A 24,720-nucleotide genomic window follows, 5' to 3' on the forward strand; every position below is an offset into this window, starting at 1 on the left:
GCGCCGTCTCCCGGCGGGATCAGACCTTCTTCTGCCAGTCTTCCCAGCTGAAGCGCCAGTCGGTCCAGCCGTCGCCGGGTTTGAGGTCCGCGCCGGTGTCGGTCACCGTGACGATGTCGCCGCGATGGGAGTTCTCGTAGAACCACTTCGCGTTCTCGACGCTGACGTTGAGGCAGCCGTGCGAGGTGTTGGTCCTCCCCTGCTGGCGCACCGACCACGGCGCGGAGTGCAGGAACTGGCCCGAGTTGGTGAGCCGCAGCGCGTACTTCACCGTGGTGCGGTAGCCGCCGGGGGCGTCGGTCGGCACGCCGTACGTGCTGGAGTCCATTGTGTACGGCGACTGCACGGTCATGATCAGCATGGTGCCCGAAACGCTGCGCGCCGACGGTTTGCCGAGGCTCACCGGAGAGGTCAGGACGAGCTGGCCGTCCTTGTACGTCCGCATCTGCTTTTCGTGGTCGGACACCTTCGAGATGATCGACGGACCGGTCTTGAAGGTGATCTTGCGGTCGGCCTTGCCGAACACCCCGTTGCCGAGCGCGCGGCCGGCGATCTTGATGTCGAGGGTGATCGTGGAGTACGCGGGCCAGTATTCCTTGGTGCGGTAGTGCACCTCGTCGTCGCCGAACCAGCGCCAGGCTCCGGTCGCCGGCTTGTCCGAGGTGACGGTGAGCATCTTCTCGGCCGCCGCCTTGTCCGAGACCGGCGCGGAGAACTTGATCGTGATCGGCATGCCGACGCCGGTGGTCTCGCCGTCGAGCGGGATCACCGACGGATACGCCTGCGCCTTGGCGGTCGCGGTGGTGAAGGTGCTGGTGCGGGTGACCGGTTTGCCGTCCGCGCCGACCGAACGCGCCGTCATCGTGTACTTCGTGCCGTACTCCAGCGGTTTGCTGGTGTTCCAGCGCTGCTTCGCGGGGTCCATCGCGCCGGGGACCGCGGTGCCGTCCGCGGCGGCGAGGGTGACCTCGCTGAGCGTGGATCCGCCGGCGACCGCGGTGACCGGTTCGCCGGGCGCGACGTCAGTGGCGCCGTCCTTGGGCCCGAGGTCGAGGGTCGCGGGCACCGGCGCGGCGCTGCTCTTCTGCTCTGTGCTGGCGGCCGGGCCGGGATCCGATGCGGCCGTGCACCCCGTCGTCAGCAGCAGCCCGGCGAGGATCCCCGCGATGATCTGCGTTTTTCGGCCCAGCACCTGATCAACCCCCGTTCGCGCTTACTACCGGACATAGTAGTCATAGCGGTCAGGCGTGGAGCAGGGCGGGAGTGGCCGCCCAAGCCCCGGCGACCACGAGCGCGGCGGCCGTGCTGAGCGGAAGTGCCGCTGCCGCAGCGAGAACGAGCACGCTGTCCCGCACGCGGAACGCGCTTTTGTGACGGCGGCCACTGTTCGCGAGGTGTCCCAGCCGCAACGCGATGGCCGGGGACCGCACCGGATGCATCCGGTCGAGAGCCGCGCTGACGGTCGCCGGTCCGTGCTTGCGGCCAGCGGCGGCGTCCGCGCTCAATTCCACCGCAGCGGCAACGAATTCCGGCGACTGCCGGGCCAGCGGGACGAACGGCAGCGCCGCCGACACCGCTTGTGCGAACCCGACCAGCCGGTGGTGCCGTCCGCGCAGATGGGACCGTTCGTGGTCGAGCACCGCGGCGAGTTCCGGTGCGGAAAGGTCCTTCGCGAGCCCTTCGGAAAGCACGACCAGATCGGGCTTTCCCGCGATGCTGTAGGCGAGTTTCTCCTCCAGCGGCAGCCACCACACCCCCGCGCGGCTGGCTTGGCACACGATCGACAGTTCCGCGAAATGCCTGTCGTGCAAGCGAAGCTGATGCCGGTACCGCCGTACCGAAGCGACCGCGAACGCCCCGGCCGCGCCCGTCACGAGCAGCACGCCGGACACGCCGATTACTTCGTCCAAATGCAACACTTCATGGTGTCGCAAGGTATCGATGCGCAGCCAGGCGACAAACTGCCGCGCCGCCTCGTGCCCCGGCCCGAACGCCGTCGCCACCGCACCGGCTCCGGCGGCGATCATGCTGCCCAGCAACAGGATCCACGTCCCGAACCGCAGCGGACCGGGCACGCTGGCCCGCAACGTCCGGCGCAGCAGCATCGGCCCGCAGAAACCCACCACGGCCACGGTCGCGACGAGTGCCGCGGAGACGATCACGAGCGCTTCCTGAGGCCGCGCCGCAACGCCGCCCGCTCCCCCTCCGACGCCGACTGCGCGAAATGCAGCAGCACGCCTTCGGGATCTCCGACGTCGGCGAGCAGATTCCGCATCGCGCGCGCCGCGGCTTCCTCCCGCGACCACACCGGCGTGTAGCAGTAGGCGCGGCCGTGCTTTTCGCGTTCGACCCAGCCCTTGCTGTGCAAGTGGTCCAGCACGGTGAGGACGGTGGTGTAGGCCAGCTCCCGGTTCAGCTCCGCCAGGACTTCGCGGACCGTGCGCGCTTCGCCCGCTCGCCACAAGACGTCCATCGCCGCCGATTCCAGCTCGCCCAGTCCCTGCACGACCCGCATCCTAGGGCTCGCTTATCCAGCGTCGTCAGGGGTTGTTTCGGGGGCGTCGGACGGCGGGCGGCGGGCCGGGTCTCGGGCCTGGGCGATGCCGATCGCGGTCAGCAGGATCGCGAGCACGGCGAAGATCGCCAGGAGGGTCCAGCCGCCGGCGGCCGAGGCGGCGGCCAGGTCGGATTTCATGCGGTTCCTTTCGTTCGCGGGCTCGGCGCCCGGGTTTGCCGTCTGTGAAGGGCCCCTTGAGGGAATCTGATTCCCCCAAGGAGTCCTTCACGGACCGCGAGCCCGGCCGCCACCTCAAGCTCCGGGGATCGGGCCGCCAGCCCGGTAGACCGGGCCGTGCGGGCGCTCGCAGTGCTCGGCCCGGTCCTCGTCGGCGTGGTCCACCTGCAGCGTGGTGTGGTCGAGCCGGTGCCGGAAGCGCATGATCTCCTCGATCCCGGCGCGCACCGCGTGGCAGTCGGCGGCGGGCCGCACCAGCACGTGCGCCGACAGCGCGGGCTCGCCCGAGGTGATCTGCCAGATGTGCAGGTCGTGCACCTGCACCACGTCCGGGACGGACGCCACCTGGTCCCCGACCGCCTCCGGGTCGATGCCCGCGGGCGCGGCCTCCAGGAAGATCCGGCCCGATTCGCGGACCAGCCCCCAGCCCGCCTTCGCCATCAGCGCCGCGACCGCCAGCGCGGCGATCGCGTCCGCGCGGGCGAAGCCGGTCCACCACACGATCGCGCCGGCCACCGCGGTCGCGATGAACGCGTAGAGGTCGTTGAGGATGTGCTGGAACGCGCCCTCGACGTTGAGGCTCGACCGGTTCGCCCGGCTGATGCACCAGCTCGCCGCGACGTTCACGGCGATCCCGGCCAGCGCCGTCACGAGCACCAATGCGCCCTGCACCTGCGGCGGCTCGATCAGCCGGGCGATCGCCTCGTAGAGGAACCACGCGGTCAGCAGCAGCAAGGTGATCCCGTTGGCCTGCGCGGACAGGATTTCCGCGCGTTTGAGGCCATACGTGAACCCGCCCTTCGCCGGACGCGCGGCCAGCCGGATCGCGACCAGGGCGAGCACGATCGAGGCGGCGTCGGTCAGCATGTGACCCGCGTCGGTGATCAGCGCCAGCGACCCGGCGATCAGGCCGACGACGAGTTCGACGGCCATGAACCCGACGATCAGCACCAGCGCCCGCACCAGCCACTTGCGGTCCGCACCGGCCGAGACCCCGTGCCCGTGCCCGTGCTGCTCGCCCACTGTGCCTCCTGCCTGCATATATAGTGAAACGTGCATGCATTGTCCCGCACGCCCCGGCCGACGTCCACCCCGGGTCACCCGCCCGGTTCGATCCGCACCCCGAGCCGCCGCAGCCAGCGCAGCGGGTCGGTTTTGCGCTCCCCGCCGACCAGACCTCGAAGTGCAGATGCGGACCGGTCGACTGCCCCCGGTTGCCGACCTCGGCGATCACCTGCCCGGCCGCGACCCGCTGCCCGGCCTTGACCGCATAGCGGTTGAGATGGCCGTACACGGTGACCGCGCCGTCCTCGTGCCGGACCCGGACCCACAGCCCGAACCCGCTGGCCGGACCGGCTTCGAGCACGGTTCCGGCGAGCGGCGTCCGGACCGGGGTGCCGATCGCGTTCGCGACGTCCAGGCCGTAGTGCGTCGTTCCCCAGCGGGCCCCGTAGTTCGAGGTGATCGTGCCCGTCACCGGCGCGTAGGAGCGAGGTTTTTCGGCTTTCTGACGGGCTTTTTCCCGCACTTTGACCGCGGACTTCAGCACCGCCAGTTCTGCCTCCGGCGGGCGCGCCGCTGTCGGGAGAACGTCATGCCCCGCCACGGATGGCTGCTCCGGTGCCCGCTCGGCCGCCGCGGCGAACGCCGCCCCGCTCGCGAACCCGGCCAGGACGAGTCCCGCTCCCAGCCCGCCCCGGCTCCGCACCATCACACCTCCACATCTACTACGCCGGATAGTAGATGAAGCCGGTGTCAGTACGCGGTGAGGCCGCCGTCCACGATCAGTTCGGTTCCGGTGACGAACGAGGATTCGTCGCTGGCCAGGAAAAGCATCGCCCGCGCGACCTCGGCCGGGCTGCCCGCGCGGCGCATCGGCGTGCGCACGATGTCGGGCTGCTGGTCGCCCTGGTCGTCGAGCAGGTCCTGGATCATCGGCGTGGCGATGACGCCCGGGTGCACCGAATTGACCCGGACGCCGCGCGTCGCGTACTCGACCGCCGCGGTTTTGGTCAGCAGCCGCACCGCGCCTTTGGACGCCTGATACGCGGCGGCCGCGCCACTGCCGACCAGCCCCAGCACCGAGGAAGTGTTGACCACCGATGCGTTCCCGGAAGCACGCAACAGCGGCATCGCGGTCTTCATCCCGAGCCAGGTCCCGGTCTGGTTGACCGCGATCACCCGGTCCCAGCCGTCCTTACCGGTTTCCTCGATCCCCGGCCAGTCCACGATTCCCGCGATATTGACCAGCACGTCAAGGCGGCCGAAGCGCTGTTGCGTCCGATCGACGATCTCGCGCCAGTTCTCCGCCGAGGACACGTCCAGCCGATCGGCCAGCACCTCCGTTCCCAATTTCTTGGCGAGCTTCTCCACTGCTGCTTGATCGACGTCGGTGATCACCAGCCTCGCCCCCTCGCGGGCGAACAATTCCGCCGTGGCCCGCCCGATGCCGCCGGTCGCCCCGGTCAGCAACGCGACCTTTCCGTCAAGCCTTCCCGTCATGAGTTTCCTTTCCTTATTCAAGCCGCGGTGTATCCGCCGTCCGCGGCGACGACCGCCCCGGTGATGAACGCCGACCGGGGCGACGCCAAAAACCCGATCACCTCAGCGATTTCCTCGGGCTGCGCGACCCGGCCCAGCGGATGCACGTCGCCGAAAGACCGCAAATACGCCCGGCTGTCCGCGCGGAACGTGTCGAGCAGATCGGTCTCGATCACGCCCGGCGCAACGACATTCGCGCGAATTCCGTGCGGGCCGCCTTCCAGCGCGAGCACTTTGGTCAGCTGCGCCAATGCCCCTTTGGACGCACTGTAAGCCGCCGCTTCGGCCAGCCCGACCGTGCAAGCAAACGAGCCGACCGTGACGATCGCTCCCCCACCGTTATCGCGCATCACCCGGAATGCCTCCCGTGCATGCAAAAACGCGCCGCGGGCGTTAATGGACATCAATTCGTCCCAGTCGGCCGCCGTCGTCTCAGTGACCGGCTTGTTCACCGAACGACCCGCATTGGCGACCAGAATGTCGAACCCGCCGAACTTTTCCAGCGCAGTAGCCGCGGTTCGCACCGCGACGTCCTCTTTAGACACATCGCCGACCAAAGTGGACACTCCGGCGAACCGGCCGGAAAGCTCCTCGACCTCCGGCCGGACATCCGTGGCCAGCACCCGCGCTCCGCGGGCGTGCAACCACGCGACCGTCGCCGCACCGACCCCGCGCGCCGCCCCGGTGACCACGGCGACCTTCCCCGCCACCATCTCATCCGTCATGACGGCCAGTCTCATCGGCGGCGGACGGCGTTGACAGGACGTGTCACACCCACCCAGCGGCCGCCTACCCTGGCAGACATGGGCAGCACCGAACTGGGCGATTTCCTGCGAGCACGCCGCGCGCAACGCTCCCCGGAAGACGCCGACGTGCACTACTCCGGCCGACGCAAGGTCGCGGGCCTGCGTCGCGAAGAGGTTGCCGTACTGGCCGGAGTGAACGTCGACTACTACGCCCGCCTGGAACAAGGCCGCGAAACCCGGCCGTCAGGACAGGTTCTCGACGCGTTGAGCCGCGCACTGGACCTGGACCTCGACGCGCGCGCCCACCTGTACCGCCTAGCCGGGGTCGCGTGGCAGACCGCTCCGGCGCCCCAGACCGTGAGCCCCGACCTGCGGCAGCTCATGGACAGCTACCCGCAGGCCCCGGCTTTCGTGCTCAACCGCGTCCTGGACATCCTGGCCACGAACACCCTCGCCGATGCCCTGTTCTCCCCGTTCGAGACCGCGGACAACCTCGCGCGCATGACGTTCCTCGACCCAGCGGGGCGGCAGTTCTACGCTCGCTGGGACTGGACCGCACAGGCAACCGTGGCAAATCTGCGAGCCGCGGTCGACCCCGCACTGCCGTCACTGGTGGCGGAATTGAGCGAGGGCAGCGAGGAGTTCCGGGCCTTGTGGGAGACGCATCAGGTACGAGGGAAGACGCGCGAGCCTAAGCATCTCGTGCATCCGGCGGTCGGGGCGCTGACGTTGACCTATCAGGCGTTCGACGTGCGGAGCGCGCCTGGGCAGCAGTTGATCGTTTATCAGGCTGAGCCTGGCAGCGTTAGCGCTGATGCGCTGGCGTTGCTGAGCAGTGTGCCGCTGCGGGTGCGCGGGTAAGCGGCTTTTCCCGGCAAGGCGTGCGGCGCGAACGGGCCCGTGTTCCCACAAAGCAGACCCGATCGCCCCGCACGCCGGCCGCCGGGTGCGCGCGGTGCCCGAGCGCAGTTCGCGCGCGTGCACCGGCGGCCGCCGGGCGCGGGCGCGTCGATCGGGGGAAAGCGACGCGCGCGCGGCCGGGGCCTTCGGCGAAGTTACTTCGTGACGATCTTCTGACCGGTCAGGATCAGGTTGGCGTCCGGGATGAACTTCTGGTTCAGCTGCTGCAGGTGCTGCCAGCCGCCTTCGACGTTGAGGTTCTTCGCGATTCCGGAGAGGGTGTCGCCGGCCGCGACGGTGTAGGTGCCGTCCGGGTTCGAGGTCGGGGCCGCGTGCTTCGGGCCGGACTTGACCTTCGCCTGCGCCTTCACCTCGGACTTCGGCTTCGCCGCCACGGCCTCGACCTCGGCCGAGCCGCCGGAGGTGTCGCCGCCGAAGTTCGCGTACTTCGCCGGGCCGGAGCCGCCTCGGCACTGCCACGGGGCCGAGCCCTGCTTCGCGTAGATGCGGTCCGCCACGATCTGCTGCTGCGCGGGCGTGGCCTTGTCGGCCGTCGGGGCGAACTGGCCGCCGCCGTTCGCGAGCCAGGTCTTCGTGACGATCTGGAACAGGCCCGCCGGGCGGCCCGCGCGCTGGCCTGCCGCGGTGTTGTTGTTCACGGCCGTCGGGTTGCCGCTGCTCTCGCACTTGACGATGCCGGCCTGCCCCGGGAAGGCGTTGGCCGTGCCCGCCCCGGCGAGGCCGATGCCGCCGAGGGTGGCGCCCGCGAGAGCCGCGGTCGCGCCGGTGCGCTGGAGAACAGTCTTCGTCTTGCTGGGTTTGCTGTGCCGTCCCACGGTAGGTGGGCTCCTTCGCTGTCACACCACAGCACCGTCCTCGCCAGGCGGCGAGCCGCGACGGTGCGCGGCGGCTCCGGGTCGCTGATCCTCGGGGTAGATCGCAGGTCACCGCAAAAGCTCGAGAAGGTTACGAAACGAAAACGGCAGGTGTACAGAGGCAGTGGGATCGGCCACAGATCGCCGCAGCGCGTAGCAGCAGGGCGACAGTGCGTCATGCTCAAGGCGCACTACTTGGCCAATAATTAACCGCTCAACGGCAACGTTTCTTCCCCGTATATCCATGCAGGACAGCCCTCAATATCGCAAGTTGGCAACTTTCCTACAGTCATCTACGTTAGCGATAAGCGTTCTAGAGCGTTGTTACGGTCAAGAAGAACATCGGTTTCCCAGGCCGCGTTCACGACGCGCTACGACACCCGTCCGACGGAACGCGTCCCGCCGGACCAGACCCCTTCCTCCGGCCGCGACCGCGGGCGGACGGCTCCGGCCAGCCGCGCGGTGGTCTGAACCAGTGCCCAGCCGGTCTGGACCACCGGCTTGGTCTGGACCACCCGGCCGACAGCCCGCCACCGATACCGCAGCGCGCCGCCCGGCCGGTGCGGAAAACAGCGCCCCGGACGGGCCCGGCGGCGAAATCGGCACCGAGCCCGCTTCGTCCGATCATTTCACCGTTTCGCCATATCCCGAACATCTTTCTCCTCGGCCGGAAAATGTCCCACGATGCGGCCTTCGTCCCGCGGATTCACACCGCGGAAACGGGACGTGAATATTCACGTTCCGTTTCCCATTTCCGCGAACACCGTTGCGAATTCAGTCGTTCAGCCCAGTGCGGCGAACTCCGTGAAATCGTCGTCTTCACTCGCCTGGCGCATTGCCTTGCCTAATACCGGATGATTCTTTTCGGTCCGGAGCCGGCCGCGGCGACCGCCTGGCGGACGCGCCGATCCGCCGGAACCGCCTGCGCTACTCTGTGCCCCGCGGTATTTCAGCGACGTCGACCAAGGGAGGGCTGCGCCACGCGCGGCCCTCCCTCGGTCTGCCCGGGACAAACCGTTCCGGCCGCCGCGGGCCGTTTTCCGGCGGTTCGCGAATCCCCCGGGAAAAACGAGGAGGAGTGCATGACGGACTCGACGCCGGACGCGCCGCTCGACGTCGGAGGAACACCTCCGCGAACCGGCGGCGGGCCGGCCCGCCCCAGGGCCGGGAACACAATACCGCCGAACCCGCGCGAACGGCCGTTCCGGTTATTCGGGCAGACGCGCGCCGGGCGGCGGGAACGGCCCGGCCGGAATTCCGTCGTCCATTCCGCACGGACGACCGCGGCCGGGACCGGCCGCGCCACCACCACTGTCAGGGGAGAACAGGCCAGATGACGATCCTCGAGCACCCCGCGCCGCTCACCGGCCCCGCCGTCTACTGCGATCTGCCCGGCCCGCGCTCGGCCGAGTACCTCGCCCGGCAGGACCGCCGTGAGCCGGGCGCCCGCGGCGGCCCGCGGCGGCTGCCGATCGCGATCACCGAGGGCTCCGGCAGCTTCGTGCGCGACGCCGACGGCAACGTGTTCATCGATTTCCTCGCCGGGGCGGGGGTGCTGTCCCTCGGGCACAACCATCCCGAACTGGTCGCGGCGATGACCGCGCAGCTGAGCAAGCTGACCCACGCGCTCGACTTCCCGACGCCGGTCAAGGACGAGTTCTCCGAGGCCCAGCTCGCGATGCTGCCCCCGGCGCTGCGCTCGCGGATGAAGCTGCACTTCTGCGGGCCCGCCGGGGCGAACGCGGTCGAAGCCGCGCTGAAACTGTGCAAGACCGCGACCGGGCGCGCCGGCGTCGTGGCGTTTCAGGGCCGGTTCCACGGCGGCGCGCCCGCCGCGCTGAGCCTGTCCGGGCTGGCCGGCCAGCAGCGGCCGGCCGCCAGCGGCACGCGGTACTTCCCGCATGCCTCCTGCCACCGCTGCCCGGTCGGGCTCGATCCGGACACCTGCGCGGCGAGCTGCTCCGAACTGCTCGAACGTTCGCTGCACGACCCCGACGGCGGCGATCCGCTGCCCGCGGCGGTGGTGCTCGAACTCGTGCAGGGCGAGGGCGGCGTGGTCCCGGCGAGGGCGGAGTTCGTGCACCGGGTGCGCGAGCTGACCCGGGAACTGGAGATCCCGCTGATCGTCGACGAACTGCAGACCGGCTGCGGCCGGACCGGCACCTGGTTCGCCTTCGAGCGCTACGGCATCGAACCCGACGTGATCGTCGCGTCCAAGGCGCTCAGCGGAATCGGTTCGCCGGTCTCGCTGATCATCTACGACGAGCGCCTCGACAACTGGGCTCCCCGCGCGCACACCGGCTCCTTCCGCGGCAACCAGCTCGCCTTCGCCGCGGGCGCGCGGGCGATCGAGGTCGTCAACCGCGACAGCGTGCTGGACAACGTCGTCGAACGCGGGCACCAGCTCGAGGAGCTGCTGTCCCCGCTGGCCGGCCATCCGTGGGTGACCGACGTGCGCGGCACCGGGCTGATGTGGGGCATCGAGCTGACCGATCCACGCACCGGGGCGCCGGCTTCGGAACTCGCGCTGGCCGTGCAGAACCACGCGCTGCGCCGCGGGCTCATCGTCGAACTGGGCGGGCGCGGCGACAGCGTGGTGCGGTTGCTGCCGCCGCTCAACGTCGCCGCGGAAGTCGTGCGCACGGCCGTCGGGATCCTGCTGGCCGCGCTCGACTCCGCGACCCGGGAAGCGCGCTGACGACTGGCCAAAAGAGGCTGTACCACCGCCCGGGGTCTGGCGGTGGCACAGCCCCGGTCAGAAGCTGAACCACTGCGAGGTCAGCAGCACCAGCCCGAGCGAGCATCCCGCGACCACCACCAGCCCGAGCGCGGCCACGACCAGCGGCCGCAGCCCGCTGCGCGCCATCTGCCGGAGGTCGAAGTTCAGGCCGACCCCGGCGAAGCACAGCAGGAACGCCCACTTCGAGAGATTCCCGAGGTCGGCGACTTCCGCCTTGGTGAACACGTGCGCGGTCGCCAGTGCGGAAACCGCGATGAACCCCAGCACGAACTTCGGAAAGGTGCGCCACACGAAGCCGGCGCGACCCTTTACGCCGCTGGCGACCGCCTTGCCGCCGCGAGTGGACCAGTAGGCCGCGTAGCCGAGGACCACGATCCCGATCAACGCGTTCCGCGTGCTCTTCACCGCGACCGCGACGTCCTGCGCGTGCGGGGAGTACGCCGCGCCGGTCGCGGTCGTCTCGGCGGTGTTGTCCACCGCGAGTCCCGCCCACAGGCCGAATTCGGTGTCGGTCAGGTTCAGCGCGTGCCCGATCGCCGGGAAGGTGAACAGCGCGACCGCGCCCAGCGCGAGGATCGCGGCGATGGCGTACCCGGAGTCCTCGTCGTCGGCGTCGATCGAGCCGCGGCCGGCGATGATGGCCGACACCCCGCAGATCGACGTGCCGATCGCCAGCAGCGACGACAGCTTCCCGCCCAGGCCGAAAGCCTTGCCCACCAGCAGGATCACCGTGGTCGCGACGGCCATGTCGACCAGGATCAGGCCGAGGCTGAACCCGCCGAGCTTGGCCAGATCGCCCAGCACGAACCGCGCGCCGAGGAGCACGATGCCGGTCTTCAGCCAGAACTCGTAGGTGCCCACGCCGGGCCGGAACAGCGCCGGGATGCCGATCGTGTTGCGGATGACCAGTCCGAGGACGATCGCCCACAGCACGTACTCGATGTCCGGCAGCGCGGTCCCGGTCGCCTGTCCGAGGCTGCGCACTCCGTTCTGTGCCAACGTTCCCACGATGCCCACCGCGGCGAGCAGCAGCAGTCCCGGCACATACTTCACGACCGCGGGCACCGCGCGGCGGCCTTGGAGCGCGGCCGTCATTTGACCAGGAACGGGATCGTCGGCAGCACGCCGAACGCGGCCAGCGCCACCAGTACGGCCGCGACCAGCACCGCGGCCCAGTCGGCGCTGATCCGCCCAGCGCGCCTCGGCTTCGAATCGGAACTCATGACCGCAGGACTGTAGGCGGCCTTACGCCGTCGTTCCCCGCTGTCCACCAGCTGGGACAGCCTCCTTTGTGGACACTGCCGGAACAACACCGCCCGGCCGCCCACATCCTGAGCAGCGGTGCGGCGCACCCCCGGCGGCGGCTACCTCTGGCACAACCGAATCGAGGGGCCGCATGAGTTCACCGAAAACCCTGCACCTAGCCGTCGAACTCGACGGAGCGCATCCGCACCCCAGCCCGCACGCTCTGGCCGAGGCGGTCGCCGACGCCGAGCGGGCCGGGTTCGCCTTCGCCACCTTCGACGACGCACCCGTCCCGCCGGCCAGCGGATTCCGGGTCGACGCCACGGTCCGCGCGGCCAATTCCGCCACCCAGACGTCCGGCATCGGCTTGGCCCCGACGTCGCACGTGCTGACCGCCGAACCGTTCCACCTGGCCGCCCAGCTGGCCAGCCTCGACCACGCCACCCACGGCCGCGCCGCCTGGATCGTGGGCGCCGCCGCCACGCCCGACGCGCTCGCGACGGTCGGCCGCGCGGCGCCGGCGGACCTCCGCCAAGAGGTGGCCGACGTCGTCGAGGCGATCCGGCGGCTGTGGGATTCGTGGGAGGACGACGCGGTCATCAAAGACCTCGCCACCGGCCGTTACCTGGACCCGGACAAGGTCCACCACGTGGACTTCACCGGGGAAACGTTCTCGGTCAAAGGCCCGTTGATCACGCCGCGCCCGCCGCAGGGCAGCCTCGTCGTACTGGCCAGCGAAGACCTCGCCGACGTCGTCCGGCCGGACATCGTCCTCACCGACCATCTCCAGCACCGTCGCCATGCCGCTCCCCTGGTCTTCGGCGAGCTGGAAGTCCGCTTCGATTCCGCCGCCCCGCCGCCGAACGGCCGCACCCGCTACACCGGCGACCCCGCTGGCCTGGTCCCGTTCCTGGCGCAGCTCGATCTCGACGGCGTACGCCTGCACCCCGCAGCGGAAGACCTGCCGCGGCTGAACCAGGAAGTGCTGCCCGAACTGCGCCGTCGCGGTCTGCTCACCCCGCCGGAACCGGGCGCGACCCTCCGCAGCACGCTGGGCCTCCCGCGTCCCGAGAACCGATTCGCCGTGTCGTCGAAGGGAATCGCATGACCGCGCAGCTGCACCTCGGAGTCTTCTACACCGGTGTCGGGCCGCAATTCCTGTGGGACGACCCGTCGAACGCGGCGCACACCGAGATCGAGACGTACGTGTCGGTGGCCCGCACGATGGAACGCGGGCTCTTCGACGCGTTCTTCCTCGGCGAAGGCCTGCGGGTGCGGGAGAACCGCGGCCGCGTGCACGCCCTCGACGTCGCCGGCCGCCCGGACGCCATCACGCAGCTGAGCGCATTGGCCGGGGCCACCACGAAAATCGGCCTGGTCGCCACGCAGAACACCACCTACAACTACCCGGCCGACCTCGCCCGCCGCCTCGCCTCGCTCGACTACGTCTCCGGCGGGCGGGCCGGCTGGAACATCGTCACCACCGACAACGCCTGGACCGGAGCCAACTTCCGGCACGGCGGCTGGCTGGCCCACGAACGCCGCTACGAACGCGCGACCCAGTTCGTCGAAGCGGCGAAAGCGTTGTGGACCGGACCAGCCGAAGCGGACACCGACCTGGTGCGGCTGCGCGCGGAACCGACGGTCCCGCCGAGCCCGCAGGGCCGCCCCGTTTTGTTCCAGGCCGGCGACTCCCCCGGCGGCCGGGAACTGGCCGCACAACACGCCGACGTCGTCTTCTCCGCGAACACCGCCTACGACAAAGCCGCCGCCTACGCCGCGGACCTGCGAGACCGCCTGGCCCGCCACGGCAGGCCAGCCGACGCGGTCCGCATCCTGCCCGGCGCGTCCGTAATCCTCGGCGACACGCCGTGCGAAGCCGCCGAACGCGCCGAGGAGATCCGCCGCCGGCAGCTCAATCCGCAGCGCGCCATCGCGTTTCTCGAACAGTACTGGGGCCAGGACCTCTCGTCCTTCGACCCGCACGGGCCGCTGCCGGACATCGAACCGGTCGAAGGCGAGCTGGATCCGTCCCGCGGCACCATTTCCATCGAGCACCGCACCGGCAAACTCGAACGCATCCAGCAGTGGCGCGACCTCGCCGAAGCGAAGAACCTGTCGATCCACGAGCTGGTGCTGGAGGTCGAACCGCGGCACCATGCGTTCGTCGGCACGCCGGGCCAGGTCGCCGACGAATGGGCCCGCTACGCGAAGGACCGGGTGGTCGACGGGTTCAACCTCACGCCGCAGCTCGTCCCCGGAACGATCGACGAGGTGGTCGACCGGCTGGTGCCGGAACTGCAGGACCGCGGCGTGTACCGCACCGAGTACTCCGGCACGACCCTGCGCGAACACCTGGAGCTGCCGTGAGATCTCGTCTCGCCACACCGCACGGACGGGGCCGACGCGGGCCCGCCAGGCCAAAAACCGAGCAGCCGGAAGCACCGCCCGACCACACAACCGCAGCACCCACGACACCGGTGCCACCCTCCGCGGCCTCCTGGAAACTGCCGTGAGATCTCGTCTCACCACGCCCCAGGAACCAACCACCCGACCACGCAAGACCGCCGACCACCGGGCCCGCCACACCGGCACCGGCACCGCCCTGGAGCTGCCGTGAGATTCCTCCTCATCACCCTCATCACCCACACCCCCGATCCCGTCACCGGCGAACTCGCCGCCCCCGACGCGCGGCTGCGCGAGGTCGTCGACAACGCCGAACTCGCCGAAGAACTCGGCTTCGACGGTTACGGCGTCGGCGAACGGCACGAGCGGCCGTTCCTGTCGTCGTCCCCGCCGGTGGTGCTCAGCCACATCGCCGCCCGCACGCGGCGGATCCGGCTGTTCACCGCGGTCACCACGCTCAGCCTGCTCGACCCGGTGCGCGCGTTCGAGGACTACTCGATGCTGGACAACCTGTCCGGCGGCAGGCTCGAACTCATCATCGGCAAGGGCAACGGCTCCGCCCAGCGCGAATTGTTCGACGTCACGCCCGAGGACCAGTGGGACCGCAACGCCGAGGGCTACGAACTGTTCCGCAAGCTGTGGCAGGCCGACCGGGTCACCTGGTCCGGCCGGTTCCGCCCGCCGCTGCACGCCGCCGAGGTGTGGCCGCGGCCGTTGCAGCAGCCGATCCGGATCTGGCACGGCAGCGCCACCAGCCGCGAATCCGTCGAACTCGCCGCGAAACACGGGGACCCGCTGTTCTCCGCGAACGTGACCAATCCGATCGGGCCGTACGCCGAGCTGATCCGGCATTACCGGCAGCGGTGGGCTTTCCACGGCCACGATCCCGCGGCCGCGGTGGTCGGCGCCGGCACCGCCGGGTTCCATCTGGCCAGCCGGTCCCAGGACGCGCTGGAGGCGTACCGGCCGATCTTCGCGGCCCGGCTGGCGCTGCAGCGGAAGCTCGGCCAGGAGGTGGTTTTCCCGACGCTGGAGGACTTCGTCGAACGCAGCTCCGCACTGATCGGGAGCCCGGCTCAGGTCACCGAGAAGGTGCTGCGGTACCACGAACAGTTCGGGCATCGGGTGACGCACCTGTCGGCGGATCGCGACGGCCGGACGCCATCGGAACACCGCGCGGCGCTGGAGCTGTTCCAGGCTGAGGTGGCTCCGGCGTTGCGGAGGGCGGTGCCGGGGCCGCCTTGGCCGTCGAACTAGTATCGCTGCCCGGGCTCCAGCAACAACACCGCCAGCGCATCGGCACACCTCAGCGCCCGCGACAAGAACCACGGCAGCCGGTCGTCCGTCAATGTGTCCGAAGTGGACCGAAGCGCCAGCGCCGCGTGCACGTGCCCGGACGATCGCAGCACCGGCACCGCGATCGTCCGGACGCCGAACGCCGATTCCCCGTCGTTCAGCGCGTAACCAGCCTCGCGGACCCGGTCCAGTTCGACGCGCAGATCAGCTGCGTCGGTGATGGTGCGCTCGGTGTAGGCGGTCAGCGGTAATGCGTCCAGGTCGTCCTCGCCCGGCGGTGCCCACGCGAGCAGGACCTTGCCCAGCGCGGTCGAGTGCAGCGGACGGCGCAGCCCGAGCCCGGCGGTGAGGGCGACGCTCGTGCCGGCCAGGATCACCGCGTCGGAGCCGTTGCGGATGGCCAGGTCGGCGGTGGTTCCGGTGGCCTTGGCGACCTCGGCGAGTTCGTCCGCGGCGAGGTGGATTCCGCGCTGGTACAGGGAAAGCTGGCCGAGTTCGGCGACCGCGGGCCCGAGCCGATAGCGCAGGCTGCCCTCGGCCAGCGCCAGGAATCCGGTCGCGGCCAGGGTGCGGGCGATCCGGTGCGCGGTCGACACCGACAGGTTCATCCGCCGCGCCAGCTCCGAGACGCCGAGATCGCCCGGGTTGTCCCGGAAGCACTGCAGCATGCCCAGCGCCCGGGTGACGGCCTGCGCGCCCGCGGGCACGGGTTCGGCGGCGGTACCGGCTTTGCTCACCATGTGGCAAGTCTCGCACAGAATCTACGCAGTAGTACCAGTAGCGGCCGCCAGATCTCTCATGATGTGGAAAATATTGTCGGCCCGACACGGCCCGTGCGACGGTCTCGGCCGTCTCCCCTCCCCACCCGCTGGAGAAACTGTGCCCGCCCTGCCGGAAATCTGGTTCACCCGCTGTCCCGTGCCCACCGCGACCGGGATCGCCGCCGACCGCGGCGAACTGGCCCGTGCGTTCGCCCCGGACGGCATCCGCGTGCGCGCGCTCCAGGATCTGCCCGCTGACCAGCGGGACGCGCATTTCACCCACGAGCTGCCCGGCCTGTTCCGCGAGGGCGGGAACGTCCCGGCGCTGTGGGCTCGTTCGCGCGGCGTCGACACGCGGCTGATCGCGCTGACCTGGATCGAAGAACGCCAGAGCATCCTGGTGCGCGCGGACAGCCCGATCGAGGAGCCCGCACAGCTGCGCGGGCTCCGGCTCGCCGTGCCCCGCCACGAGATCGCGATCGACTTCTGGCGGGCGATGGCGCTGCACGGCCACGCCGGAGCGCTGTCGCTCGCCGGGCTCACCCTCGCCGACGCCGAGCTGGTCGACGTGCCCGGCTCCCCGATCGGCCAGTGGGAAGGCGAACTGGCCGCACTGCGCGACGGCATCGTGGACGCCGTTTACGTCAAGGGCGCGGTCGCCGTCGAAACCGCGCGACGGTTCGGGGCCAAGGTCGCGATCGACCTCGACGCCGCCCCGGACCGCCGCGCACGGGTCAACAACGGCACGCCGCGTCCGGTGACCGTCCACCAGCGGCTGCTCGACGAACATCCGGACGTGGTGACCCGGTTCCTGGCGGTCCTGCTGGAATCCGCCGCGTGGGCGGCTGACCGGCCCGAGGACGTCGCGAGGATCCTCCGTGCCGAAACCGGCGCGGGCGTCGAAGGCGTCACCGGCGCCTACCGTCCCGAAACCGCCGCGAACCTCGGCCTGTCGCTGTCCGACACCCGGCTGGAGTTGCTCGCGCGGCAAGAGCTTTTCCTGCGGCAGCAAGGCTTTCTCGAACGCCCGGTGGACGTGTCCGCCTGGGCCGCTCCCGAACCGCTGCTGGCCGCCCGCGCACTCGCTTCCGTATCCCCGATCTCCCCGGAGCCCGACCATGAGAATCCTCGCCCTGGCCGCCGCCGCGGTCCTCGCCCTCGGCCTCGCCGGCTGCTCGTCCAGTTCGGCCGACGCGGGCACGGTGAAGGTCCGCATCCCCGACGACAGCAACTCCGGCCTGCTCGCCTTGGGCCGCAAAGACGGTTCGCTCGCCGCCGCCCTCGCGAAAGTGCACGCCTCGGTCGAATGGACCGGCACGGCCGGAGCGTTCGCCCCCGCCGCGCAGCAGCTCGACGCGAACGCGCTCGACTTCGCGTCCGGCTCGATCACTTCGGCGACCGCCGCGCTCGCGCAGAACCCCGGTTTCAAGCTGTTTTCCGCTACCCAGCCGGACAAACTCGGCGAGGGCATCCTCGTCAAGAACGGCTCCCCGATCGCCAGCGTGCGGGACCTCGTCGGCAAGAAGGTCGCGGTCTGGCACGGCGGGACGAGCGAATACCTGCTGCTGCAAGCGTTGCGGCAGGCCAACGTGCCGATCGATTCGGTGCAGCGGGTGTATCTGCAGCCCGGCCAGGTCGCGCCGCTGTTCGCGTCCGGCCAGGTCGACGCGTGGTCGACGTGGGCGCAGTTCTCGGTGCCGCGGCTCGCTGACGGCGGCTCCCGCTTCCTCGTGACCGGAGGCCAGGTCGGTTCCGAGAACTACGCGGTCTGGGCCGTGCGCACCGGATTCGCCGACCAGCACCCCGAAGTCGTGCGCGCGCTGTACGACTATCTGCGCGGCGCGGGCCAGCGTCAGCAGCAGGATCCGGGTGCGTTCCTGAACGTCAAAACCACCGCGGGGCCGGAAGCCCTTTCCCCGGCACAGAAAACTGTCGCGGAGTCGATCAACAAGGCTGTGCCGCCGACCGCACCGATCGGCGCGCCGGAACTCGACCGCTTCCACAACGTCGCGCGGTTTTTCGCCGAGCAGCACATCACCAACGGCTTCTTCGACGTCAAACCGTACGTGCTCGACGTCAACACCTTGCCCGGGAGCCCGAAGTGAGCACGGCGACTGAACTCTCCGCCGCGCCGACGGCCGGGCTGGTCGTCCCGGAGGCACCGGCGACCCGCGTCAGAAGGCGCGGACTGCGGCTCGCCCTGCGCGTCGTCGGGCCGCTGGTGCTGCTGCTCGCCTGGATCACCGGGTCGGCGACCGGCGTGCTCAGTCCGACGCTGCTGGCCTCGCCCGGGCAGGTGCTGGCCGCCGTGGGCGAACTGTGGACGAGCGGACAGCTCGGCGACGCGCTGGAAGTCTCGCTCGCGCGTGCCGGAGCCGGGCTGGCCATCGGCGTGCTCGTCGGCCTCTCGCTCGGCGTCCTCACCGGATTTTCCCGGCTGGGCGAGGAACTGCTCGACTCCTCCGTCCAGTTGCTGCGGACCGTCCCGTTCCTGTCGCTGGTGCCGTTGTTCATGGTGTGGTTCGGGATCGGCGAAACCGCGCGCGTCGTGCTGATCGCGGTGGCGACGAGTTTTCCCATGTACGTCTCGACCTCCGGCGGTGTGCGCAACGCCGACCGCGGTCTCCTCGAAGCGATGCGGACGTTCGGGATGGGCAGGCTGGCTCTCGTGCGGGAGGTCGTGCTGCCGGGTGCGTTGCCGTCGCTGCTGTCCGGGCTGCGGTTGTCGATGACGCTCAGCGTGATCGCGCTCATCGCCGCCGAGGAGATCAACTCGACGGCGGGCATCGGCTACCTGATGTCGACCGCGCAGGAGTATTCGCGCACCGACGTGCTGACCGTCTGCATCCTGATCTACGCCGTGATCGGCCTGCTCGCCGACGGCGCGGTCCGGCTGCTGGAACGGCTGGTCATGCCGTGGCGGACGGTCGGACGGGGTGCCCGGTGAACGCGGCGGCGGTGCACCTGCGCGCGCTCGAACGGCGCTTCGGCGACCGCGCGGTGCTGGACAGCCTCGACCTCGACATCCAGCGCGGCGAGTTCTTCGCCCTGCTCGGTGCCAGCGGCAGCGGGAAAACGACCCTGCTGCGGCTGCTGGCCGGGCTCGACCGTGCCGACGGCGGCACCGTGCTGGTGCCCCGGGTCCGCACGGTCGTGTTCCAGGAACCCCGGCTGGTGCCGTCGAAACGCGTGCTGGCCAACGTCACCGTCGGGATGCCGCGCGGCGGCGCGACCGGCCTGGAAGCACTGACCGAAGTCGGTCTCGCCAGCCACGCCAACGCCTGGCCCGCCACGCTCTCCGGCGGCGAGGCCCAGCGGGTCGCCCTGGCCCGCGCCCTCGTCCGTGAACCCGAACTGCTGCTGCTCGACGAACCATTCGCCGCGCTCGACGCGCTGACCCGGCTGCGGATGCAAGACCTCGTCGAACGCCTGTGCCGCGTCCACCGGCCGGCCGTGCTGCTGGTCACCCACGACGTGGACGAGGCCATCCGGCTCGCCGACCGCATCGGCGTCCTGCGCGAAGGACGCCTGATCACCGACGAACGCATCACCCTCGACCGGCCCCGCGACCCGGCCGATCCCGCCTTCGCCGCCCTTCGTTCCCGCCTGCTCGCCGACCTCGGCGTGCACTCGCTAGAGGAGACCTCACCATGACCGTCCGCATCGGAGTCCACCCGCACAATCCGTCCCTCTACCACCTCTCCCGCCTCGGCCTGCTCGAACAACTGCTGCGCCCGCTCGGCGAACGGGTGGAATGGCACCGGATCGGCGGGCTCGACACCGCGGCCGCGCTCGCCGACGGCCGGATCGACTTCGGCGGCACCGGTTCGACCCCGCCGCTTTCCGCCCAAGCCGACGGGCACGACCTCGTCTACGCCGCCGTCTCCGCGCCTCGGCCGGGCCACGGCGCGCTGCTCGTGCACAGCGGCGTCCAGACGGTCGCGGACCTGAAGGGCCAGACCGTCGACCTCGCGATCGGCTCGTGGCAGACCCATTTCGTCAGCAAACTCCTGCGCAGCCACGGACTCGACTACGGCCGCGACATCACCGCGCGCAGGGCCGGACCGTCCTCCGCCGGCGACCTCCGCGAAGGCCGGATCGGCGCGTGGGTCGCGCAAGGCGCCGAACTGTTCGCCGCCCGCCGCACCGACGCGGTGCGCACTCTCGTCGAAGCCGGGGACGTGATCGCCGACCGCTCGGTGTTCTTCACCCGCCGCTACTTCGCCGACACGCGACCCGAAATCGTCGGCACCATCGTGAAAGCACTGCAGCAGGCCGACGGCTGGGCTTCGGCGAACCTGTCCGAAGCAGCCGAGTTCACCGCCGGCGATCAGGGCGGCGAGGTCGCCGACTGGCACGCGGCGCTGGCCGTGCTGCCCTGGCGACTCGAGCCGGTGAGCGACGCTTTCCTCGCCGAGCAGCAGGAAGCCGCCGACATCCTGGCTGCCGCCGGATTCCTGGCCAAACCGATCGAGGTCGCGCGGATCCGGCACGCGGGCCTGGACCAGGCCGTCACCGCGGAACTCGGAGTGAACCGATGACCGAAATCCTCTGGTACCTCATCCCCCGCGAAGGCGCCTATCCGTGGGAGCCCGAAGGCCGCCGCGAAGTCGACCTGACCTATCTGCAGCAACTCGGCTCCGCGGCCGACCGTCTCGGCTTCGACGGCGCGCTGTTCGCCACCGACCTCTACGACGTGTGGCCGCTCGCCAGCGCGCTCGCCGCGGTCACCCGGCCGTCCTTCAAACCGCTGCTCGCCGTGCATCCGGGGCTGATCTCCCCGACCCAGCTGGCGAAAATGGCACTCACTTTCGAGCAGCTCTTCGGCCGGGACCGCTTGCGGTTCAACGTGGTCAACGGTTCCACGCCGGCCTTGCGCCAGGCCGGGCTGCAGTTGGAGCACGACGAACGGTACGCGCTCAGCGCCGAATACTGGTCGCTGGTCAAACGCCTCACCGCCGGGGAAACGTTCGACCACAAAGGACAGTTCTACGAGCTGACCGGTGCCGGGCAAGGGCTCGCCGAGCTGGTGCCGGACGGCGGCGCGCACGTCCCGCTGTGGTTCGGCGGTTCCTCCCCGGCCGGGATCGAAATGGCCGCCGAGCACGTCGACGTCTACCTGACCTGGGGCGAACCTCCGCACCTGCTCAAGGAAAAACTGGAGCGGGTGCGCGAACGCGCCGCCGCGCACGGCCGCGAACTCCGGCTGGGCCTGCGCCTGCACCTGATCGTCCGGGACACCGAGGAAGAGGCGTGGGCCGCCGCCGACCGGCTCCTCGACGTGACCAGCGACCGCACGTACCAGCGCATGCTCGGCGACGCGGCCGGGAACGACGGCGAGGGCTGGCGCCGCCAGTTCCGCCAGCACGGCGGCGTGGTCCCCGCTCGCGCGCGGGAACTCGAACAGCATCCGAACCTGTGGCCCGGCATGGGCCTGTTCCGGCCGGGCCCGGGCACCGCCGTGGTCGGCAGCACCGAGCAGGTGCTGGAGCGGCTGGCCGAGTTCAAGGATCTCGGGGTCGACGTGTTCATCCTGTCCGGCAATCCGTTGCTGGAAGAGGCTTACCGGGTCGGCGAAACGATCCTGCCCGCGTTGCGCGGATGAGCCCGCTCCTGGCCGCTGCCCGGGACCTCGGCCTGCCCCGGCTGCGAGCGCGCTTGCACTCGCAGCCGGAGGTCGGGCTCCAGCTCCCGCGCACGCAAGAAACCGTGCTCGCCGCCCTCGACGGCTTGCCTCTCGAAATCCGCACCGGCCACGCGCTGAGTTCGGTTATCGGGATCGTGCGCGGCGCTTCGCCCGGCCCTACCGTGCTGCTCCGCGCCGATCTCGACGCGTTGCCGTTCCCTGGCGGGCCCCGGCATGCCTGCGGCCACGACCAGCACGCGGCGATGCTGGTCGGCGCGGCACACCTGCTCTCCGCCCGCCGGGACCAGCTGGCAGGCGACGTGCTGCTCATGTTCCAGCCTGGCGAGGAGGGACACGACGGCGCACGCCACATGCTCGACGAAGGTCTCCTCGACGCGACCGGCGCCAAACCGATCGCCGCCTACGCCTTGCATTCCGCCGCTTCGTCGCCGTTGGGCACCTTCGCCAACACCGCCGGTCCCGCGCTGGCCGCGTCCGGCAGCGTCACGATCACCTTGCGCGGCCGGGGAGGGCACGGCGCCTGGCCGCATCGCACCGCCGATCCGGTGCCCGCGGCCGGTGCCCTGATCACCGCGCTGTACGCAGTGGTCAACCGGGAGTTCGACGTCCAGGAACCCGTGGTGCTGACCGTCGGCAGCGTCCACGCCGGAACGCAGGCGACGATCATTCCGGCCGAGGCACAGCTCGACGCGACGCTCCGGGCGCTGTCCGACGCAACCCTCGAACGGCTCGCCGCCGCAGTAGAGCGCGCCGCGCAAGGTGTCGCGCACGCACATGGGGTCCGTGCTGAAACCACCTATCGGCCGGGCTATCCCGCCACGGTGAACCACACTGGCGAAGCGGATTTCGTGCGTGACACCGTGCACGACGTCTTCGGCCCGGACCGGTTCATCCGTACCTCCGCACCGGCGCTGGTCTCGGACGACATCGGCCGGATCCTCGCCGCGGTCCCCGGGGTGATGACCAGCGTCGGCGCGTGCCCGCCCGGCCGGGATCCCTTGACCGCGCCGGGAAATCACGCCCCGGACGCCGAGTTCGACGACGCCGTCCTCCCCGACGGCGCGGCTCTGCTGGCCGAACTGGCGCAGCGGCGGCTCGGATATTCGGTGGACACCGGGTCTCCCGGCGCGCAAGATCAAGAGACGTGACCGACCTCGCCGTCCTGCCGCTCGCCGATGCCCAGCTGTCCGAGGCCCAAGCCGCCGACGCCGCCGAACTCCTGGTGCTGCAACGGTGCTGCTGGGTCCCGCAGGCGATCGTCAACGACACCTTCGACGTGCCCGCGCTGCACGAGGACCTCGACACCGTGCGCGGCTGGATCGCGTCCACCCGCGTGTGGACAGTCCGGGTCGGCGGGCGGCTCGTCGCCGCGGTCCGCGCCCATCTCGAGGAGGACCGCTGGGAGATCGGCCGCCTGATGGTGGCACCCGACCTCGCCGGAAAGGGCGTCGGGCGGTGGCTGCTGAGCTACGCCGAGCAGCAAGCCCCGCCGGAGGCGACCAGCCTGGTGCTCTACACCGGCGCGAGCAGCGAGCGGAACCTGACGATGTACCGCCGGGCCGGTTATCAAGTCGCCGAACCGCCCGCGAACACGCTCGGGAAGCACATTCGCGGGGCGGTTTACCTGGTGAAGAGCGTTTAGGCGTTCGGAAAACCGTGCCGCCGCGCGAGTAACACGACCGCTAGCACCGGCGCCATCAGCACCAGCACCGTCCACGGAAACGACCCGCTGCCCGCGACGTCCAGCAACACCCCGCCGACAACACCGCCACCCGCCATCGCGGCGTTCCACAGGGTCACCAGCATCGCCTGCACCGCGTCAGCAGACTCGCCGCCCGCGTCTCCCGCCGCCGTCTGCAGCAGGGTCGGCACCCCGCCCCAGCCGAGGCCCCACAGCGCGGCGGCCGCGTAGACCAGCGCCGGTTCGGTCGCGAGCACCGCCGCGGCGACCGCGACCAGCAGCGCGCTCACGACCGTCAGCACTCGCAGCCGCCGGTGGATCTGCGCGCCGACGATCCAGATGCTCGCGATGGAGGCGAGGCCGAAGACCAGCAGGACCAGGTCGGTCTCGCCGCCCATGCCGAGCGAGGTGAGGAAGGTGGCGAGGTAGGCGTACAGGACCGTGTGCGCGAGCACGAAGACCAGCGTGACGAACAGCACCGGCACCACACCCGGGACGCGCAGCGCGGGCAGCATCCTCGGCCGCGCTGCCCCGGACTGTCCCGGATAGTCCGGCACGGCCGCGCCGATCCACGCCAGCAGCAGGAGCGTGAGCACAGTCATGGCAAGAAACGCGGTGCGCCAGCCGGTGAGCTGGCCGACGAAGGTCCCCGCGGGCACGCCGAGGCACAGGGCGACCGGAATGCCCGCCATGGCGATCGCGATGGCCCGGCCCTGCAGGGCGGGGGCGACCATCCGCCGGGCGTACCCGGCAAGCAACGCCCACGCGAGACCGGCGGCGACCCCGGCGACGAAGCGCGCGACCATCGTCAAGAGGTACTCCGACGACACCGCCGTCACGGTGTTGGCCACGGCGAATCCGGCCATCGCGGTGAGGAGCAACCGTTTGCGTCGCCAGCCGGCGGTGATTGTGGACAGTGGGATCGCAGTCAGCACGGTGCCCAGCGCGTAAACGGTGACGGTCTGCCCGGTCGCCGATTCGCTGACGCCGAGCGAACCGCTCATCGCGGGCAGCAGCCCGGCGGGCAGCGTCTCGGTGAGGCTGGTGATGAAGACCGCGGTGGCGAGGGACAGCAGCGCGAAAAGCGGCAGCCGCTGGACGGGGCTGGCGACTGAGGTGGGGCTCATGCGCCCACTGTGCGGACCGAG

At 70.5% G+C, this 24,720-nt stretch carries 24 protein-coding genes and 2 pseudogenes; 13 read left to right on the plus strand and 13 right to left on the minus strand.

Annotation, left to right across the window (positions count from 1 at the left end):
* Positions 1 to 19: 19 nt before the first annotated feature.
* From RPX00_RS42645 to RPX00_RS42680, 8 genes and pseudogenes are all read right to left on the minus strand, one after another.
* Entirely contained in the window at positions 20 to 1,192 is a 1,173-nt protein-coding gene (locus RPX00_RS42645) for an Ig-like domain-containing protein (RefSeq protein WP_406634343.1), read from the minus strand.
* Between the two features lie 49 nt (positions 1,193 to 1,241).
* On the minus strand, positions 1,242 to 2,162 hold the full coding sequence (locus tag RPX00_RS42650; RefSeq protein ID WP_406634345.1) for a M56 family metallopeptidase: 921 nt from the start codon (positions 2,160 to 2,162) through the stop codon (positions 1,242 to 1,244).
* A complete protein-coding gene (locus RPX00_RS42655; protein WP_406643283.1) occupies positions 2,159 to 2,506 on the minus strand; it encodes a BlaI/MecI/CopY family transcriptional regulator in 348 nt (115 codons plus the stop codon). The genes RPX00_RS42650 and RPX00_RS42655 overlap by 4 nt, the downstream gene beginning before the upstream one ends.
* Before the next feature lie 21 nt (positions 2,507 to 2,527).
* Positions 2,528 to 2,695 (minus strand): hypothetical protein, encoded by a 168-nt coding sequence (locus tag RPX00_RS42660; protein WP_406634346.1) that lies wholly within the window; start codon positions 2,693 to 2,695, stop codon positions 2,528 to 2,530.
* Between the two features lie 114 nt (positions 2,696 to 2,809).
* Positions 2,810 to 3,757 carry a cation diffusion facilitator family transporter gene (locus RPX00_RS42665; RefSeq protein ID WP_406634348.1) on the minus strand — a complete coding sequence of 316 codons (948 nt, stop codon included), beginning with the start codon at positions 3,755 to 3,757 and terminating at the stop codon, positions 2,810 to 2,812.
* A 196-nt stretch (positions 3,758 to 3,953) separates the two neighbouring features.
* Positions 3,954 to 4,445, minus strand: a pseudogene (locus RPX00_RS42670) (M23 family metallopeptidase); the annotation flags it as partial.
* A gap of 44 nt (positions 4,446 to 4,489) precedes the next feature.
* Positions 4,490 to 5,236 carry an SDR family NAD(P)-dependent oxidoreductase gene (locus RPX00_RS42675; protein WP_406634350.1) on the minus strand — a complete coding sequence of 249 codons (747 nt, stop codon included), beginning with the start codon at positions 5,234 to 5,236 and terminating at the stop codon, positions 4,490 to 4,492.
* A 17-nt stretch (positions 5,237 to 5,253) separates the two neighbouring features.
* Entirely contained in the window at positions 5,254 to 6,000 is a 747-nt protein-coding gene (locus RPX00_RS42680; protein WP_406634352.1) for an SDR family NAD(P)-dependent oxidoreductase, read from the minus strand.
* Positions 6,001 to 6,078: 78 nt separating this feature from the next.
* On the opposite strand from RPX00_RS42680, the gene RPX00_RS42685 reads away from it, so the two are divergent.
* Entirely contained in the window at positions 6,079 to 6,882 is an 804-nt protein-coding gene (locus RPX00_RS42685; protein WP_406634354.1) for a helix-turn-helix transcriptional regulator, read from the plus strand.
* A 194-nt stretch (positions 6,883 to 7,076) separates the two neighbouring features.
* Here RPX00_RS42685 and RPX00_RS42690 read toward each other — a convergent pair whose 3' ends face one another.
* Positions 7,077 to 7,757, minus strand: a complete 681-nt coding sequence (locus tag RPX00_RS42690; protein WP_406634356.1) for a transglycosylase family protein — start codon at positions 7,755 to 7,757, stop codon at positions 7,077 to 7,079.
* 1,372 nt (positions 7,758 to 9,129) lie between these two features.
* Between RPX00_RS42690 and RPX00_RS42695 the strand changes: the two genes are divergently transcribed.
* Complete coding sequence (locus RPX00_RS42695) at positions 9,130 to 10,494, plus strand: aspartate aminotransferase family protein (RefSeq protein ID WP_406634358.1); 1,365 nt, start codon at positions 9,130 to 9,132, stop codon at positions 10,492 to 10,494.
* Between the two features lie 57 nt (positions 10,495 to 10,551).
* On the opposite strand, the gene RPX00_RS42700 is transcribed toward RPX00_RS42695, so the two are convergent.
* On the minus strand, positions 10,552 to 11,631 hold the full coding sequence (locus RPX00_RS42700; protein WP_406634360.1) for a YeiH family protein: 1,080 nt from the start codon (positions 11,629 to 11,631) through the stop codon (positions 10,552 to 10,554).
* Positions 11,628 to 11,759 carry a hypothetical protein gene (locus RPX00_RS42705; protein WP_406634362.1) on the minus strand — a complete coding sequence of 44 codons (132 nt, stop codon included), beginning with the start codon at positions 11,757 to 11,759 and terminating at the stop codon, positions 11,628 to 11,630. The genes RPX00_RS42700 and RPX00_RS42705 overlap by 4 nt, the downstream gene beginning before the upstream one ends.
* 173 nt (positions 11,760 to 11,932) lie before the next feature.
* Here RPX00_RS42705 and RPX00_RS42710 point away from each other — a divergent pair, with 173 nt between their 5' ends.
* The 3 genes from RPX00_RS42710 to RPX00_RS42720 all read left to right on the plus strand — a co-directional run bounded on the left by RPX00_RS42710 (position 11,933) and on the right by RPX00_RS42720 (position 15,444).
* Positions 11,933 to 12,889 (plus strand): LLM class flavin-dependent oxidoreductase, encoded by a 957-nt coding sequence (locus tag RPX00_RS42710; protein WP_406634364.1) that lies wholly within the window; start codon positions 11,933 to 11,935, stop codon positions 12,887 to 12,889.
* Complete coding sequence (locus RPX00_RS42715) at positions 12,886 to 14,151, plus strand: LLM class flavin-dependent oxidoreductase (RefSeq protein ID WP_406634366.1); 1,266 nt, start codon at positions 12,886 to 12,888, stop codon at positions 14,149 to 14,151. Before RPX00_RS42710 ends, RPX00_RS42715 begins: the two co-directional genes overlap by 4 nt.
* Positions 14,152 to 14,397: 246 nt before the next feature.
* Positions 14,398 to 15,444: an LLM class flavin-dependent oxidoreductase gene (locus tag RPX00_RS42720; protein ID WP_406634368.1), complete on the plus strand. Its 1,047-nt coding sequence runs from the start codon at positions 14,398 to 14,400 to the stop codon at positions 15,442 to 15,444.
* Here the strand turns inward: RPX00_RS42720 and RPX00_RS42725 are convergent.
* Positions 15,441 to 16,223, minus strand: coding sequence for an IclR family transcriptional regulator (locus tag RPX00_RS42725; protein WP_406634370.1), 783 nt, complete (start codon positions 16,221 to 16,223; stop codon positions 15,441 to 15,443). The genes RPX00_RS42720 and RPX00_RS42725 overlap by 4 nt on opposite strands.
* A 61-nt stretch (positions 16,224 to 16,284) precedes the next feature.
* On the opposite strand from RPX00_RS42725, the pseudogene RPX00_RS42730 reads away from it, so the two are divergent.
* The 8 genes and pseudogenes from RPX00_RS42730 to RPX00_RS42765 form a co-directional block, all read left to right on the plus strand.
* Positions 16,285 to 17,094: pseudogene (locus tag RPX00_RS42730) on the plus strand (ABC transporter substrate-binding protein); the annotation flags it as partial.
* Between the two features lie 268 nt (positions 17,095 to 17,362).
* Positions 17,363 to 18,349 carry an NrtA/SsuA/CpmA family ABC transporter substrate-binding protein gene (locus RPX00_RS42735; RefSeq protein ID WP_406634372.1) on the plus strand — a complete coding sequence of 329 codons (987 nt, stop codon included), beginning with the start codon at positions 17,363 to 17,365 and terminating at the stop codon, positions 18,347 to 18,349.
* Positions 18,346 to 19,191 carry an ABC transporter permease gene (locus RPX00_RS42740; protein ID WP_406634374.1) on the plus strand — a complete coding sequence of 282 codons (846 nt, stop codon included), beginning with the start codon at positions 18,346 to 18,348 and terminating at the stop codon, positions 19,189 to 19,191. Before RPX00_RS42735 ends, RPX00_RS42740 begins: the two co-directional genes overlap by 4 nt.
* Entirely contained in the window at positions 19,188 to 19,898 is a 711-nt protein-coding gene (locus RPX00_RS42745) for an ABC transporter ATP-binding protein (RefSeq protein WP_406634376.1), read from the plus strand. Before RPX00_RS42740 ends, RPX00_RS42745 begins: the two co-directional genes overlap by 4 nt.
* Positions 19,895 to 20,785 (plus strand): ABC transporter substrate-binding protein, encoded by an 891-nt coding sequence (locus RPX00_RS42750; protein ID WP_406634377.1) that lies wholly within the window; start codon positions 19,895 to 19,897, stop codon positions 20,783 to 20,785. Before RPX00_RS42745 ends, RPX00_RS42750 begins: the two co-directional genes overlap by 4 nt.
* Positions 20,782 to 21,849, plus strand: coding sequence for an LLM class flavin-dependent oxidoreductase (locus RPX00_RS42755; protein WP_406634379.1), 1,068 nt, complete (start codon positions 20,782 to 20,784; stop codon positions 21,847 to 21,849). Before RPX00_RS42750 ends, RPX00_RS42755 begins: the two co-directional genes overlap by 4 nt.
* On the plus strand, positions 21,846 to 23,039 hold the full coding sequence (locus tag RPX00_RS42760; protein WP_406634380.1) for a M20 family metallopeptidase: 1,194 nt from the start codon (positions 21,846 to 21,848) through the stop codon (positions 23,037 to 23,039). Before RPX00_RS42755 ends, RPX00_RS42760 begins: the two co-directional genes overlap by 4 nt.
* On the plus strand, positions 23,036 to 23,533 hold the full coding sequence (locus tag RPX00_RS42765; RefSeq protein ID WP_406634382.1) for a GNAT family N-acetyltransferase: 498 nt from the start codon (positions 23,036 to 23,038) through the stop codon (positions 23,531 to 23,533). Before RPX00_RS42760 ends, RPX00_RS42765 begins: the two co-directional genes overlap by 4 nt.
* Here RPX00_RS42765 and RPX00_RS42770 read toward each other — a convergent pair.
* Positions 23,530 to 24,699 carry an MFS transporter gene (locus tag RPX00_RS42770; protein WP_406634384.1) on the minus strand — a complete coding sequence of 390 codons (1,170 nt, stop codon included), beginning with the start codon at positions 24,697 to 24,699 and terminating at the stop codon, positions 23,530 to 23,532. The two genes, RPX00_RS42765 and RPX00_RS42770, sit on opposite strands and share 4 nt — an antisense overlap.
* Between the last annotated feature and the right edge of the window lie 21 nt (positions 24,700 to 24,720).

The organism is Amycolatopsis sp. WGS_07, assembly GCF_045278895.1.
In the GTDB taxonomy this organism is placed as follows: domain Bacteria; phylum Actinomycetota; class Actinomycetes; order Mycobacteriales; family Pseudonocardiaceae; genus Amycolatopsis.

Excerpts from the sequence above, each read along its gene's own strand:
- RPX00_RS42660 (WP_406634346.1), bottom strand. The coding sequence starts at position 2,695 with ATGAAATCCGACCTGGCCGCCGCCTCGGCCGCCGGCGGCTGGACCCTC.
- RPX00_RS42675 (WP_406634350.1), bottom strand. The coding sequence starts at position 5,236 with ATGACGGGAAGGCTTGACGGAAAGGTCGCGTTGCTGACCGGGGCGACC.
- RPX00_RS42680 (WP_406634352.1), bottom strand. The coding sequence starts at position 6,000 with ATGACGGATGAGATGGTGGCGGGGAAGGTCGCCGTGGTCACCGGGGCG.
- RPX00_RS42685 (WP_406634354.1), top strand. The coding sequence starts at position 6,079 with ATGGGCAGCACCGAACTGGGCGATTTCCTGCGAGCACGCCGCGCGCAA.
- RPX00_RS42695 (WP_406634358.1), top strand. The coding sequence starts at position 9,130 with ATGACGATCCTCGAGCACCCCGCGCCGCTCACCGGCCCCGCCGTCTAC.
- RPX00_RS42700 (WP_406634360.1), bottom strand. The coding sequence starts at position 11,631 with ATGACGGCCGCGCTCCAAGGCCGCCGCGCGGTGCCCGCGGTCGTGAAG.
- RPX00_RS42705 (WP_406634362.1), bottom strand. The coding sequence starts at position 11,759 with ATGAGTTCCGATTCGAAGCCGAGGCGCGCTGGGCGGATCAGCGCCGAC.
- RPX00_RS42710 (WP_406634364.1), top strand. The coding sequence starts at position 11,933 with ATGAGTTCACCGAAAACCCTGCACCTAGCCGTCGAACTCGACGGAGCG.
- RPX00_RS42715 (WP_406634366.1), top strand. The coding sequence starts at position 12,886 with ATGACCGCGCAGCTGCACCTCGGAGTCTTCTACACCGGTGTCGGGCCG.
- RPX00_RS42725 (WP_406634370.1), bottom strand. The coding sequence starts at position 16,223 with ATGGTGAGCAAAGCCGGTACCGCCGCCGAACCCGTGCCCGCGGGCGCG.
- RPX00_RS42735 (WP_406634372.1), top strand. The coding sequence starts at position 17,363 with ATGAGAATCCTCGCCCTGGCCGCCGCCGCGGTCCTCGCCCTCGGCCTC.
- RPX00_RS42750 (WP_406634377.1), top strand. The coding sequence starts at position 19,895 with ATGACCGTCCGCATCGGAGTCCACCCGCACAATCCGTCCCTCTACCAC.
- RPX00_RS42755 (WP_406634379.1), top strand. The coding sequence starts at position 20,782 with ATGACCGAAATCCTCTGGTACCTCATCCCCCGCGAAGGCGCCTATCCG.
- RPX00_RS42760 (WP_406634380.1), top strand. The coding sequence starts at position 21,846 with ATGAGCCCGCTCCTGGCCGCTGCCCGGGACCTCGGCCTGCCCCGGCTG.
- RPX00_RS42770 (WP_406634384.1), bottom strand. The coding sequence starts at position 24,699 with ATGAGCCCCACCTCAGTCGCCAGCCCCGTCCAGCGGCTGCCGCTTTTC.